Annotated in this window: 7 protein-coding genes; all 7 read left to right on the top strand. The window is 45.7% G+C overall.

Features of this window, described 5'->3' with window-relative positions; translation table 11 throughout:
* Nucleotides 1–414 precede the first annotated feature (414 nt).
* The 7 genes from ACFQ3S_RS17410 (at nucleotide 415) to ACFQ3S_RS17380 (ending at nucleotide 15,597) form a co-directional block, all read left to right on the top strand.
* On the top strand, nucleotides 415–3,315 hold the full coding sequence (locus ACFQ3S_RS17410) for a glycoside hydrolase family 2 protein (protein WP_377166822.1): 2,901 nt from the start codon (nucleotides 415–417) through the stop codon (nucleotides 3,313–3,315).
* A gap of 351 nt (nucleotides 3,316–3,666) precedes the next feature.
* Nucleotides 3,667–3,978: an L-rhamnose mutarotase gene (gene rhaM, locus ACFQ3S_RS17405; RefSeq protein WP_377166820.1), complete on the top strand. Its 312-nt coding sequence runs from the start codon at nucleotides 3,667–3,669 to the stop codon at nucleotides 3,976–3,978.
* A 17-nt stretch (nucleotides 3,979–3,995) separates the two neighbouring features.
* Nucleotides 3,996–6,779, top strand: a complete 2,784-nt coding sequence (locus ACFQ3S_RS17400) for a glycosyl hydrolase (RefSeq protein WP_377166818.1) — start codon at nucleotides 3,996–3,998, stop codon at nucleotides 6,777–6,779.
* 86 nt (nucleotides 6,780–6,865) lie between these two features.
* Nucleotides 6,866–7,894 (top strand): GntR family transcriptional regulator, encoded by a 1,029-nt coding sequence (locus ACFQ3S_RS17395; protein ID WP_377166816.1) that lies wholly within the window; start codon nucleotides 6,866–6,868, stop codon nucleotides 7,892–7,894.
* Nucleotides 7,895–7,942: 48 nt separating this feature from the next.
* Nucleotides 7,943–10,363: a glycoside hydrolase family 95 protein gene (locus ACFQ3S_RS17390; protein WP_377166814.1), complete on the top strand. Its 2,421-nt coding sequence runs from the start codon at nucleotides 7,943–7,945 to the stop codon at nucleotides 10,361–10,363.
* A gap of 259 nt (nucleotides 10,364–10,622) precedes the next feature.
* Nucleotides 10,623–13,571: a glycosyl hydrolase 115 family protein gene (locus ACFQ3S_RS17385; RefSeq protein ID WP_377166812.1), complete on the top strand. Its 2,949-nt coding sequence runs from the start codon at nucleotides 10,623–10,625 to the stop codon at nucleotides 13,569–13,571.
* A gap of 43 nt (nucleotides 13,572–13,614) precedes the next feature.
* On the top strand, nucleotides 13,615–15,597 hold the full coding sequence (locus tag ACFQ3S_RS17380; protein WP_377166810.1) for an alpha-L-arabinofuranosidase C-terminal domain-containing protein: 1,983 nt from the start codon (nucleotides 13,615–13,617) through the stop codon (nucleotides 15,595–15,597).
* The last annotated feature ends 217 nt before the right edge of the window (nucleotides 15,598–15,814 follow it).

The raw sequence follows: 15,814 nt of genomic DNA, 5'->3' as shown, positions 1-15,814 counted from the left end.
AAACCATAGCAATATTACTTTAAAACTTATAAGGGTAAGCTAACATACCTAAATTGGGATCAATAACCATCCTGTGGTATCATGCAAGCATTTATAACGGCTGGGTGCTAATAATCTATAAAAAAGTTACCCTTAAAACATGACGGTTCAGGATAGATGAATTAGCCTGAGTAAGTACATTGTGCCCAATAAACCAATTATTAAACTTATTAAAACCACCATTTGTCAGTATTATTCAAACAGGTAGTAGGCTACGGTTACGTGGTAAATATATTAAATGTTAAACTGACAGTTACGGGTTTTGCTAAAAAAGCATAATTCATTAAACATGCCCAAAGCAGTTTGCCGATGTATTTTGCTGGGCCAATATTTAAGTTATCCTATTCTATGAAAGTAAATTTTTACGCAGGGTGCATGCGTTTTTTGAAGCCGTTGGCTTTATTCCTGTCGCTATTAGTCACAACACTTTTACAGGCTGCAACCCCGCCGGGTGCCACACAAATCAAATACCTGTCGGGTAAAGATAACCGCACCAATATACAGTGGGATTTTTACTGTACCGGTGGTCGTAAAAGCGGTTACTGGACCAAAATTGCCGTACCTTCCTGCTGGGAACAACAAGGTTTCGGTAGCTATAATTACGGGCGCGATTATAAAACCTACGGAAAAAACTTCCGCTTTGCCGATGAGCAGGGCATGTATAAAATGAATTTCCAGGTGCCGCAAGCCTGGGCCAACATGGATGTGTACCTGGTTTTCGAGGGATCCATGACCGATACCGAAGTAAAGATCAACGGCAAGGCTGCCGGTGAAAAACACCAGGGCGCTTTTTACGAATTTAAATACAACATCAGCAATAAACTGAAATTTGGCGGCAGCAATACGCTCGAGGCTACCGTAAGCAAAATGAGTGCCGATGCCTCGGTAAATAACGCCGAGCGTTTGGCCGATTACTGGGTATTTGGCGGCATCTTTCGCCCGGTTTATTTGGCAGCTTATCCTAAGCAACACATTAGCCGCATAGCTGTTGATGCGCAGGCCAACGGCGATTTTAAAATGCAGGTTTACCCCGAACACCTGAAACAAAACCTGCAGGTGGTTACCCAAATAACCGACTTAAAAGGTAAAGTTTTGAAAAGTGTTACCGCCAATGTGAAGTCTACCGATTCGGTACTGAACATGGCCGCTAAAGTAAGCAACCCTTTAAAATGGACTTCAGAAACACCCAACTTGTACAAAGTTAATGTAGCGTTAAAATCGGGGGCAAGTATCATTTACCAAACCACCGAAAAATTTGGTTTCCGTACTATCGAGATCCGTAAGGGTGATGGAATTTACCTTAACGGGGTTAATATTAAAATGAAAGGCATTAACCGTCATAGCTGGTGGCCCGAAACCGGTAGAACCCTTAACGACGATATTCAGCTTATGGACGTAAAGCTGATGAAGCAAATGAACATGAACGCCGTGCGGATGTCTCATTACCCGCCCGATAAGAAATTCCTGGAGATCTGCGATTCCTTAGGATTATATGTGCTGGATGAACTGGCCGGCTGGCAAAAGGCTTACAGTACCAACGCCGGTAAAAAGCTGGTAAAAGAACTGGTGATCCGCGATGCCAATCACCCATCCATCATTTTTTGGGATAACGGTAACGAGGGGGGTACCAATAAGGAACTGGACCAGTATTTTACCCAATATGATTTTTCTAAACGCCCGGTGATCCACCCGCACCATCGACCCGGTAATGCGTTTAACGGTATAGACTGCAATCACTATGAAGATTATTACAGCACGCAAAAGATCCTGAATGATTCGTTGATTTACATGCCTACCGAGTTTCTGCATGCGCAGGACGATGGTGGCGGCGCAACCGCGTTAGCCGACTTTTGGGACCTGCACTGGAAATCGAAACGCTCGGGCGGTGGTTTCATTTGGGCCTTGGTTGATGAAGGCATTGTACGTACCGACCAAAATAACATCATTGACGTTAACGGCGTGAACGCCCCCGATGGGGTATTAGGCCCGCACCGTGAAAAGGAAGGTAGTTTTTATGCCATGCGCGAAATATTTTCGCCCGTACATATTACCCTGAAAGAACTGCCTGCCAATTTTAATGGCAGCATACCGGTAGAGAACCGTTTTCATTATACCAACTTAAACCAGTGTACTTTTAACTGGGAACTGGTAGACTACCGCAAGCCTAACGAGCAGGATGGCGGCTATATCACCAAAAAAAACGGCACCCTTACCAGCCCATCCATTGCGCCGGTAACTATGGGTAACCTGCAAATTAATTTACCGGCCGATTGGAAAAGCTATGATGCCTTAACACTATCGGCCTACGATCCGTTCAAGAACCAAGTGTACCGCTGGGTTTGGAAAAATAATAACGAGCGTTTGTTGAACAAAATAATGGACCTTAACGGCAAAAGCGCTGTACAGGTGGCCGAAACTGATAGTACCCTGCAACTCAAAGCCGGTACCATTAGCATCATGTTCAGCAAAAGGAACGGGCAGATCATTAGCATGACGGGTAACACCGGCGATAACCTGTCGTTTGGTGGCGGGCCAACCTTGGTAAGCGGTAATGCTACGTTTAAAGACATCCGTCACCGCCAGGAAGCCGACGGAGAACTGATAGAAGTGACCTACACCGGCGACCTGAAATATGCCCGCTGGAAAATGTTTGGCAGCGGCTGGGTAAGTCTCGATTATGAGTACAGCCTTCCGCAAGGGGATTATCCGTACGCCGGTATTACCTTTACCTACCCCGAAAATTATGTACTGGGTGCCAAGTGGCTGGGCAAAGGCCCGTACCGCGTTTGGAAAAACCGTTTGCAGGGCGTAACCGATAACGTTTGGATAAATGCCTACAACAACACCCAAACGGGTAGTGCTCCCTGGATTTTTCCTGAATTTAAAGGCTATTTTGCCAGCGTTACCTGGATGGAAATGAATACGGTACAGGGTAAATATATTATAGCGGCTAAAGAACCTAATTTATACGTACGGCTGTTTGATTTTTACGGGCTATCAGGTATTAAGCCTGCACCGGCCTTGCCGTCGGGTAATTTGTCTTTCCTGGATGCCATACCGCCCATGGGTACCAAACTGGCTTTAGGAGTGGATATGAATACGCCCAAATTAGGTCCGGCCGGGGAGTTAAACCACCTCAGCGGCACCACCAAGCGTACCCTGTATTTCTATTTCGGACTGGTAGAGCAAGCAGCTAAAGGCAAGCAAAACTTTACCCGCCCGGTTAAAGATGAGTTGTTTGATAGCACACCGTCACAACCTGCATCCAAGCCATAAACCAGTAAAACCGTTGCGGGGGGAGACATCAAGTATTGTGTCTCTACAGTAAACCCAGCCGCCCGTTCGAGCGTCCACGCTTGAACAGGCAATCGGGTTGTTATAAACTAACGTACCCGTTATTGCTGGGGGACACACCAAGTATTGTGTCTCTGCAATTAAACCCAGCGTAGAGGCACAATACTTTGTGTCTCTATATTAAAACGAATAGCGTAGAGACACAATACTTGGTGTCTCTGTATTAAAGCGAATAGCGTAGAGACACAATACTTGGTGTCTCTATAATAAAACGAATAGCGTAGAGGCACAATGCTTTGTGTCTCTCTTTTAACATACTAAAGAGAAGAACCAATGGAAAAAGTAGCCTTTAAAATGAAGCTTAAACCGGGCTTTAAAGATGAATACCAAAAACGGCACGATGAAATTTGGCCCGAACTTTCGGCCTTGCTGAAAGTCAACGGTATTAGCGATTACACCATTTTTTTAGATGAAGAAACGAATACCTTGTTTGGCGTGCAACTGCTTTCGGGCCAGTCATCACAGGATTTAGGCACTACCGCCATTGTGCAAAAATGGTGGGCTTACATGGCCGATATTATGGAAACCAACCCCGATAATTCGCCCGTAAGTACACCGCTTACCAAAGTGTTCCACCTCGATTAACCTTTACACCTGCTGCCATGTTCATCAACCGATATTTATTCATCACCGCCCTTGCCTTAGCCGCTACTTCAGGCATGGCCCAAAAAGCTAAGCAAACTACCTCGGTTTGGCCGGCCGTACGCACCGAAACCCGTCCCTGGACCCGCTGGTGGTGGATGGGTAACGCCGTTGACGAAAAAAACCTGGGTACTGTGCTGCGTACTTACCGGCAGGCCGGTTTGGGCGGCGTAGAAATTACGCCTATTTACGGTGCCATAGGTTACGAAAGCCGGTATATAGATTTCCTTTCGCCCAGGTGGCTGGCTATGCTGAACTACACTACCAAAACCGCTGCCCAACTGGGCATGGGGGTAGATATGAACACCGGTACGGGCTGGCCTTTTGGCGGACCGCAAGTTACGCCGCAGTATGCCGCAACCAAGCTTATTGTACAAACCTATAAGCTTAAACCCGGCGAAATTGTGAAAGAAGCCATCCGCGTAACCGACCCCAAACAGCGTGACGTGGCTGTGCTACAGGCTTTGGTTGCCTATGATGATAAGGGCAACGCAACCAACATTATGAATAAGGTAGATGCGGCAGGTAACCTCAATATGGCACCTGTTACCGTGGCTACCGAGGTTTATGCAGCCTTTGCCGGTAAATCATTACAAAAAGTAAAACGCGCCGCACCGGGTGGCGAAGGCTATACGCTCGATCACCTCTCTAAAACGGCGACCGATGTGTACCTGGCCCGTTTTAATACTGCTTATAAAGGTACCCAACCCAATGTAAGGGCCTATTTTAACGATAGCTACGAGGTGTATGGTGCCGATTGGTCGCTCTCGTTTTTTGATGAATTTTTAAAAGATCATGGCTATGATTTGAGGATGCACCTGCGCGAGCTTACCAGCAAAGACAAAAGCGAGACGATAGGCCGTATCAAGTCCGACTATCGCGAAACCATGAGCAATATGCTGCTCCATAACTTTACCCAAAACTGGACCAATTGGGCGCATAATTTAAAAAGCCTCACTAAAAACCAGTCGCACGGCTCGCCCGGTAATTTGCTGGATCTGTACGGCACGGTTGATATTCCCGAATGTGAAACCTTTGGGTCGAGCAAGTTCCCTATCCCCGGCCTGCGCCGCGATAGTGCCGATGTGCGTAACGTAGATCCTGATCCCATCATGCTCAAATTCGCCTCATCGGCAGGGCATGTGAACGGCAAGCCGCTAATTTCGAGCGAAACATTTACCTGGTTAACCGAGCATTTTAAAACATCCTTATCGCAATGCAAGCCCGAGGTAGAGCAGTTGTTCCTATCGGGGGTGAACCATGTTTTTTACCACGGTACCACCTATTCGCCAGAGGACGTGAAATTTCCGGGCTGGTTGTTTTATGCATCCATGAACATGGTGCCTAATAATAGTTTGTGGAGCCATACCAAAGGGCTTAACAATTATATTACCCGTTGCCAATCGGTTTTGCAGGCTGGTAAGCCCGATAATGAAATATTGATGTACTGGCCAATTTATGAGGCCTGGAACGAACCTGCCGGTATGGACATTGCCCTCAAAATTCATGATATTGATAAATGGCTGATGCCTACCCAATTCTACAAAAATGCCAACCAGTTGCAGGAGCAGGGTTATAGTTTGGATTTTGCATCGGATATGGCGCTATCAAAAAGCACTGGTGCCAAAGGCAAACTGGTAACATCAGCGAACGCTAACTATAAGGTGCTGATTGTACCTGCCTGTAAAATGATGCCGCTGCAAACACTGCAACAGATCATTAAACTGGCTGGTCAGGGTGCTACGGTCGTCTTTCAAAAACTACCCGAAGATGTACCCGGTTTTGCCGATGTAGAAAAACGTCGTGGTCAGTTAAAAAACCTGCTGGCCACCTTAAAATTCACCAATAACAGTAACGGCATTAAACAAGCCATAAAAGGTGCCGGCAAAATTTTGCTGGAAAATGATTTGGATAAAGCATTGGATAATGCCGGTGTGCAAAGCGAGCAACTGACTAAATCGGGTTTAAAATACATTCGCAGGGATGTGAACGGCAGTAAATATTATTATTTGGTGAACCATACGGCCAAAGCCATTGATGAGCGCATTGCGCTGAACGGCAAGTATGTATCGGTTACGGTTATGGACCCGCAAAGCGGAGGCTATGGCGTAGCACCGGTATTGGCGGTAAAAAATGCAACAGGTGTACGCGTTCAGCTGCAATCTGGCGAAGCCTTGATTTTACTGGCTGCTACCACGGCTAATACCATGTTGCCTAAATGGAAATACCTTGAAAAGTCAACAGGTGAAACCAAACTAAATAAAACCTGGAACCTGATCTTTACACAAGGCGGCCCTCAATTGCCGGTACCTCAACAACTCAGCAAGCTCACTTCTTGGACAGATTTGGGCGATACCTCGGCCGTTAACTTTTCGGGTTCGGGGGTTTATACCACCACCTTTACTTTGGCTGGCAAACCAACCGGCGAGTACGTGCTGGATTTAGGGCAGGTAGACGAAAGCGCCCGCGTATGGATCAATGGTAAAGAGGTGGGCATTTTGTGGAGCATCCCTTTTAACACCCGCGTAGGTAAATGGCTGAAAGCCGGAACCAATACCATTAAAGTAGAGGTAGATAATTTGATGGCTAACCGCATCCGTTATATGGACCGGCAAAAGATAGAATGGCGAAAATACCACGAAATTAATTTTGTAAATATTGACTATAAACCCTTCGACGCCACTAACTGGAAACCGATGCCTTCGGGGCTGTTGGGGCCGGTTAGGCTGGTAAAGTATAATTAAAAAAATGCCCCCGCCCGCCCCGGGAGGGAGGGGGTTGAATACAAAATGCTTCCGGGTGAAGATTTAGGAGGGGCAATATAAAACAAATGAAACATAACAAAATAGTAGACCAGATTCGTTTACAGGATAATGCGGTGCCTAAGTACCTGCAACTGGTTAATGCTGTTTTAGCTTTGGTTGATGCCGGCAAGATCAAGAAAGATGAGGTGCTGCCGTCTATTAACCAGTTGAGCGTGGGATTGGGTATTTCGCGCGATACTGCCGAAAAGGCTTACAGGCATCTTAAAGAAATAAAAGTGGTTAATGCCGTGAGCGGCAAGGGCTATTTTATTACCGATGCTACTTCGCGTCAAAAGTTACGGGTGTTGTTATTGTTCGATAGTTTGGGTGCACATAAAAAAACTATTTATGAGGCCTTTGTAAATGCGCTCGGTAATAGGGCAACCATCGATTTTCATTTGTTTAATAAAGATTACAGCCAATTTAAAAAGCTGCTTACCCAGCACGAAAAACATTACACCCATTATGTACTTATACCATGCTTTATAGGTGGTGCCGATGGTATTATTGAGCTGATGCAAAGCATCCCGGCGGGCAAACTGCTCCTGCTCGATAAACTCATTACCGGCTTAAAAGGCGAATATGATGCCGTTTATGAAAACTTTGAGGAAGATATATACACGGCCCTAAAACAGGCCTTGGATCGGCTGCAAAGATATAAAACCTTGAAACTGGTTTTTCCTAAAGGAAGCCGCTGGTCGGTAGATTTGGTTAAAGGGTTTAACCGTTTTTGCCACGAACACCAGTTTACGGCCAAAGTGGTCAATAATATTGAGAAAGAGGCGGTGCAAGAGGGTGATGTGTTTATTTGCCTTACCGAAAATGACCTGGTCATACTCATTCAAAAACTGGAGATACAGCACTTAAAAGCAGGTACACAGGTGGGGCTGATCTCCTATAATGAAACACCGCTCAAAAAGGTGCTATTAAATGGTATAACCACCATATCGGCTAATTTTGAGCAAATGGGTATAATGGCTGCCAAAATGATCCTGAATAATAAACATGAACGTTTGCAGGTACCGTTTAACTTAACGTTACGGCAATCATTGTAAATCAAGAATCAATTAAACAGGCAGCAAACTGCCGTAACCATAATGTTTATGATAAAATACATTTATTTAAGTGCACTGTTCCTGGTCGCTTTATCGGGCTTCGCCCAAACTAAAACCACCACCTTATGGTACAATAAACCGGCTAAAGACTGGAACGAAGCCTTGCCTTTAGGTAATGGACGCTTAGGCGCTATGGTGTTTGGGGGTGTGCAAAATGAACTGATCCAGCTTAATGAGCAAACCTTGTGGACGGGCGGCCCGGTTAATCCCAACCCTAACCCCGAAGCACCCACATACCTGCCGCAAGTACGCGAAGCCCTTTTTGCCGATAGTATTGGCAAAGCGGTAAAGCTTTTACGCAAAATGCAGGGCCCTAATACCAATATGTATCAGCAATTAGGCAATATTACCCTGCAACAAAAGTTGAGCGGCACACCCGCCAATTACCGCCGCGAACTGAATATTGCCAATGCCGTAGCCGCTACCAGCTTTACGGTTGATGGGGTAACTTATACCCGCCAAGTTTTTTCTTCGGCACCGGGCCAGGTTATTGTAATCCGTTTGCAGGCTTCCAAAGCCAAAGCGCTAAACTTTACCGTGGGTGTAAACCACGAGTTGCAGTACACCAAAATGGTAGCCGCCGGCCAGGAACTGGTACTAAAAGGTAAAGCCCGCATTTACAGTGATGAACGCCGCGCTCAAAAGCCCATTGTTTTTGAGGATGCCAACCAATGTAATGGTATGCGCTTCCAGTTCAGGGTTAAGGCCTTAGCACCGGGTGGTATGGTAACCAATACCGATAGCACTTTAACGGTAAGTAATGCTACCGAAGCCACCATATATGTATCGGGAGCTACCAGCTTTAACGGGTTTGATAAATGCCCCGATAGCAATGGTAAAGATGAGCAGGCCGAAGCTATTAAATACCTGCACCAGGCCATGCCTGTACCTTATGCTGTTTTGTTAGCGGCACATATTAAAGATTACCAGTCGTACTTTAACCGGGTTAACTTAACTTTAGGAACCCAACCGGGTGATCAACTGCCAACAAATGAGCGCCTTGATGCTTATAAAAAGGGTGCTGCCGATGCCGGTTTGGAAAACCTGTATTTCGATTTTGGCCGTTACCTGTTAATATCTTGCTCTCGCCCTGGCGGTATGCCGGCCAACTTGCAGGGTATCTGGAATAACCTGATACGCCCATCGTGGAGGAGTAATTATACCACCAATATTAACCTGCAAATGAATTACTGGATGGCCGAGGTGTGCAACCTGAGCGACCTTACCCAGCCCCTCACCGAGCACATTAAACGCCTGGCTGTAAATGGAAAGAATACCGCTAAAAACTATTACAACATGCAAGGCTGGGCCGTACACCATAACAGTGATATATGGGCGCAAACCAACCCGGTAGGCGAGGGCGGCGGCGACCCTAAATGGGCTAACTGGAGTTTGGGCAGCCCGTGGTTAAGTCAGCACCTGTTTGAGCATTACCGATTTACTACCGATAAAAAATATTTAAGAGAAACCGCTTACCCGCTCATGAAAGATGCAGCCCGTTTTTGTTTAAACTGGCTGGTGGAAAAAGATGGCGTATTGGTAACAGCCCCATCAACCTCTCCCGAAAACGTGTACATATTACCCAACGGCACCAAAGGCGCGGTAACCATAGGCTCGGCTATGGATATGGAAATTATTTGGGACCTGTTTACTAATATAATGGAAGCCAGTAAGATATTGGGCACCGATCAGGAGTTTGCCAAGCTTATCGAACAAAAACGCGCTAAGCTTAGCCCGCTTAAAATTGGTAAAAAAGGTAATTTGGTAGAATGGTGGAAGGATTACGAAGACGATGATCCGCAGCACCGCCATGTATCGCACCTGTTTGGCTTGCATCCAGGCCGGGAGATTTCACCTTTACTCAACCCCGAACTGGCCGCCGCCAGCCGTAAAACGCTGGAGATTCGCGGCGATGGTGGTACCGGGTGGAGCAAGGCCTGGAAAATAAACTTTTGGGCCCGCCTGCTCGATGGCGACCACGCTTATAAAATGTACCAGGAACTGTTAAAGCAATCAACGCTGAATAACCTGTTCGATACCCACCCGCCGTTTCAGATAGACGGTAACTTTGGAGCGGTATCGGGCGTGGCCGAAATGCTGCTGCAAAGCCATTTAACCGATGTGCAATTGCTGCCTGCACTGCCTGCAGCGTGGAGCAACGGATCGGTAAAAGGCCTTATGGCCCGCGGCAATTTTAAAGTAGATATGTTTTGGCAAAACGGTAAGTTGAGTAAAGCAACTATTGTTTCAAAAGTGGGCAATAATTGCAAATTGCGTACCAACCAAAAGGTTACGGTACATGGTGCGGTTGCCAAAACCACAACCGACAATACATTAGGCCGGGTACAATACATCACTACTTTTAATACGGTAGCCGGTAAAACGTATGAATTGGTTGCGGTTAATTAAGGTTTAAAATGGTGCGGTGATAATACCGCCATAAGCTGTTACTAATGAAAACAGATCTTATTAAGCTCAAACTAACACAGGTATTTAATCTGACATGGGTAAGTGTAAAGACACAGAGCGCTTGAACTGTTATGCGGAGCTGCCTGTCGAAGCATTCGCCGCTTTGCTGAATCTTCTACAAACTTAAACTGATATTAAATTAAATACCCATCATCCAAAAAAGATGTGACCGAACTATTAAGTGTAATTTGTAAGCCAAATGATAAACAAGAATAACGCTGCCTGTAAATACCTGTTATTATTATGCTTGTTAATAACCGGCTTGCAGGCTTATGCCCTTAACTTCGATATGGTTACTTCTAAAACTAAAGTAACCATTGTGTATGCCGCCTATGATCATAAGCTCGATTCTATAGCCGCCCATTTACTGGCTGCTGATATTGAACGGGTGACTGGCTATTTACCTAAGGTAATCACTGATGTTAACCAGGCTAAAGGCAACGTAATATTGATCGGTACCATAGGTTCAAAACTCATTAAGGGTATTAAAGTGAACGCCTCAAGCTTGCAAGGCAAATGGGAGAGTTATCTATTACAGGTGCTTAATCACCCCGTTAAAAATATAACCCAGGCGTTGGTTATAACAGGCAGCGATATTCGGGGAACCGCTTACGGCGTGTTCGATATATCCGAGCGCATAGGCGTATCGCCCTGGTACTGGTGGGCCGATGTTAAACCGGTAAAGCAAAAAACGCTGAGTTTGAACATTGATACTTACCATGCCGCGCCGCCATCGGTAAAGTTCAGGGGTATATTTATTAACGATGAAGACTGGGGCCTGCAACCCTGGGCGGCCAAAACCTTTGAACCCGAAACCGGCGACATTGGCCCTAAAACGTATGCTAAGATCTTTGAACTGCTGCTACGCCTCAAGGCTAATTTAATATGGCCGGCCATGCACCCCAGTACCAAGGCTTTTTACTCGTATCCGGGTAATAAGAACGTTGCGGCCAATTATGAAATTGTGATAGGTTCTTCGCATGCCGAACCTATGCTGCGTAATAACGTGGGCGAGTGGGACGAAAAAACTATGGGTCACTTTAATTACATTACCAATAAACAAAAGGTTTATAATTACTGGGAAAGCCGCGTTAAGGAAAGCAGTACCAACAATGCCATGTACACCATGGGTATGCGCGGCGTACACGATAGTGGTATGGAAGGGGTGAAAAGCCCGAAAGAGGCGGTGCCGCTGCTGGAACAGATCATTGCCGATCAGCGTGGTATGTTTCAAAAGTATATTAACCCCGATGCTACAAAAGTACCGCAGGTATTTACAGCTTACAAGGAGGTGTTGGATGTGTACGATAGCGGTTTGAAGATCCCCGATGATATTACCCTGGTTTGGCCCGATGATAATTACGGATACATACAGCGGTTAAGCAACCCGCAGGAACAGGGCCGCAAGGGTGGTTCGGGTATTTATTATCATGCTTCGTACTGGGGCCGTCCGCATGATTATTTGTGGTTAAGTACTACCTCTCCCGCACTCATCCGCGAGGAAATGATGAAGGCTTATGAGTTAAAGTCGACCGATGTATGGGTGCTGAACATTGGCGATATTAAACCCTGCGAATACGATATGCAGCTGTTTTTAGATATGGCCTACCGTGCAGGCAAGTTTCAAAAAGGCAGCTACTTAAAAACGCATTTACAGCAATGGTGCGCTGCCAAATGGGGAGCAAGTAAGGGTGCTTTAATTCAGCAGATATTAGATACTTACTACCGCCTGGCCTGGGAGCGCCGCCCCGAATTTATGGGCTGGAGCCAAACCGAACCTACCACTGCAACTACAAATACCGCCTACAATCATTTTGCCTACGGCGATGAAGCTCAGCGCCGGATTGATAGTTACCAGGCTTTGCAAAAACAGGCTGAAAAACTACACCAAGATCCTCAATTAATCAATAAAGATGCTTTTTACGAGTTGGTGTACTACCCGGTAAAAGGAGCATCGCTCATGAACCAAAAGTTTTTATACCAGGATAAGGCCGTGTTTTACGGCATTCAGCACCGTATGGTAGCTCAAGATTATGAGGCCATGAGTAAGCAGGCGTATGAAAGTATTGTTGCCGAAACCGGCTATTACAACAACCAACTGGCAGGCGGCAAATGGAAAAACATCATGAGTATGAATCCGCGTAGCTTGCCGGCTTACAAGGAGCCATCGGTTCAAACCACCAGCTTAAAACCGGGTGGAAACTGGAATATAGCTGTTGAGGGAAGCAATGACGAGCTTGCTGCATTAACGGCAAGCTTGCCCCGTTTCGACCGCTGGAACCGCCAAGCCTATTTTGTGGATATATACCTCACTAATGTGAACAAAGTAAACTGGACCAGTTCTGCATCTGCTCACTGGATCAAACTATCGCAAACAATAGGTGTATTAAAAAACCAAACCGGTCAAAAACAGCAACGTTTACAGGTAAGTATCGATTGGAAAATACTCACTCAACCTGGCATGCAAAAAGGGCAAATCATCTTTAAAGGTGCAGGGAAACAGTATGTAGTGAACATAGATGCAGACAATACCAACCAGCCTCAACTCGTTAATTACAAAGCTTTTATAGAGAATAATGGCTATGTATCTATGTTTGCGGCAAATTACAGCAGCAAGCAAGATAAGGGCAATTTGATATGGCAGGCCGATACCACGCTGGGGTATGCACACCGGGCATTAATAGCTACAGCCCCCCAACCCCCTAAAGGGGGAGCAAAAGTTAATGCACCCGCAGAAATGTCTTCTACTCCCCCTTTAGGGGGCGGGGGGGCTTTGCTTGGGGCTGTAGCTTCTTACAATTTTTACACCTTCACTAATTCCCCATCACCCGAGGTTATCGTATTTACCTTGCCTACCCACCCGCTTAACAAAAGTTACGGTATGCGTTACGCCGTGGCTATTGATGGTGGTACGCCGCAGGAGATAAATTTTAAAACCGAAGGCCGCAGCACCGAGTGGAAAAATAACGTACTGAGCAACAACGCTATTCGTAAGGTTAAAATGCCGGCTTTAAAACCCGGCAAACACCTGTTGAAGATTTTTACTGTAGATACGGGTGTAATAATTGACAGGATTTTAATTAATTTAGCCGCTAATTATAAACCGGCTTACAGTTTGGTGCCCGAAACCAAAATTGTAAAGCCCTGATAATTATCAGTAAAAGAACACTATGCAAATTTTGAGACTAAAAATGAACATTAAAAAACTCGTGCCTTTGGGGTTAATTGTTGTTTTGACACTTAACGCAAACGCTCAAAAAAGCTTGCCAATTACCATTAATGCCGATAAAGTGACCGCGCAGGTAAAGCCTACCATGTGGGGTGTGTTTTTTGAAGATATAAATTTAGGTGCCGATGGTGGTTTGTATGCCGAACTGATCAAAAACCGGTCGTTTGAGTTTACTGCGCCATTAATGGGCTGGACGGTTAAAGGTAAAAAAGTAACTGAAGGGGATGTGTTGGTATTAAACCGCCAGCAAATGCAAGCAACCAACCCGCGTTACCTGCGGGTAAATGTAAAAAGCGCCACCGATAAAGCCGATGTAACCTTAACCAATGAAGGCTTTAGGGGTATCGGCATAAAAAAAGGATTACGTTATGATTTTTCGATGATGTACCGCCAGCCCGAAACCGGGATTAAAATGCACGTGGTTTTGCAGGATGATAAAGGTAGCACGGTGGGCGAAACCGTTTTGGTGCCCACACAAACCGGTGCCGAATGGCAAAAGCAGTCTGTTAGCTTTACAGCCAATCGTACTATTCAAAAGGGTAAATTTCAAATATGGTTTGAGGGTAAGGGCGTGATAGATTTGGATATGATCTCGCTGTTTCCGGGCGATACCTGGAAAAAACGTCCGGCTGGTTTACGGGCCGATATGGTGCAAATGCTGGCCGATATGAAACCCGGTTTCGTACGTTTCCCTGGTGGATGTATTGTAGAAGGGCGCGATTTGGCTACCCGCTACCAATGGAAAAAAACCATTGGCCCAATTGAAGACCGTGAACTGACCATTAACCGCTGGAATACCGAGTTTAAGCACCGCCAAACGTCCGATTATTTTCAAACTTTTGGATTAGGATTTTTTGAGTACTTCCAGATGGCTGAAGACATTGGCGCCGAAGCTTTGCCCATTTTAAATTGCGGCATGGCCTGCCAGTTTAATACCGCCGAAGTAGTGCCTTTAGAGGAATTGGGGCCTTACGTACAGGATGCTTTAGATTTGGTTGAGTTTGCCAATGGCGATGTAACTACCACCTGGGGTAAAAAGCGTGCCGAAATGGGTCACCCGGCCCCGTTCAATTTAAAAATGATGGGCGTAGGTAACGAAAACTGGGGACCGCAATACTTGGAACGTTTGGCCATTTTCACCAAAGCTTTAAAAGACAAATACCCGCAAATTAAGCTCATAAATAGCTCTGGCACCGATCCTAACGGTGCCAGGTTCGATCTGTTGAATAGCGCTCACCGTAAAGCAAATGCCGATTTAATAGACGAGCATTACTACCGTGCCCCCGAATGGTTTTTTAATAACGCCACCCGTTATGATAGTTATGATAAGAACGGACCAAAGATCTTCGCTGGTGAGTACGCCGCCCAAAGCAAAGAAATAGCCAGCCCTATTAATCAGAATAACTGGAAAACCGCTATAGCCGAGGCCGCTTTTATGACCGGCTTGGAACGTAATGCCGATGTAGTGAACATGGCTTCGTATGCCCCGCTGTTTGCCCATACCGATGGCTGGCAGTGGACGCCCGATATGATATGGGTAGATAACCAGCAAGTGTACGGTACACCTAACTACTATGTACAAAAAATGTACTCGCTGTATAAGGGCACTAACGTAGTGGATATTAAATTAGGCAATAAAATTATTGCCGGTCAGGATAGTTTATACGCATCGGCTGTGGTAGATCACAAAACAAATGAATTGATCATTAAGATAGTGAACGCCTCTAATAAACCCCAAATGCACGATGTGCAGGTGAGAAGTAGTAAAAAGCTGCCGGTAACGGGTATTATGACCTCTATAAGCAGCGATCTGGCTGCGGTGAATTCGTTTGAAAAATCAACCAATGTGATCCCGAAGGATGAGCGCGTGAGTATAAAGGGAAAAAGCATACCGCTTACGTTAAAGCCGTATTCATTCAATATCGTACGTTTATCACTTAGGTAAAAAGTTTAAGAAGATCAGGTTTATTGTTACGTTGCATGAATAGGATTATTTAGCCCCCCTGAAGTTATTAGCTGGGAGTTTCCCTGAGTTGATAACTTTAGCGTGCAAACTCAATCGTCACTTCAGTGCTGGCGCATGCCTGTAGCGTGAGCTTACCAGTAAACCGTTAACAACAAAAAAGCCCCTTACGATTTTATTCGTAAAGGGCTGATTTCCA

The organism is Mucilaginibacter terrae, from assembly GCF_042679325.1.
In the GTDB taxonomy this organism is placed as follows: domain Bacteria; phylum Bacteroidota; class Bacteroidia; order Sphingobacteriales; family Sphingobacteriaceae; genus Mucilaginibacter; species Mucilaginibacter terrae.
The sequence above is the reverse complement of the archived record's forward strand: the minus strand, read 5'-3'. Positions and strand labels throughout refer to the sequence as shown.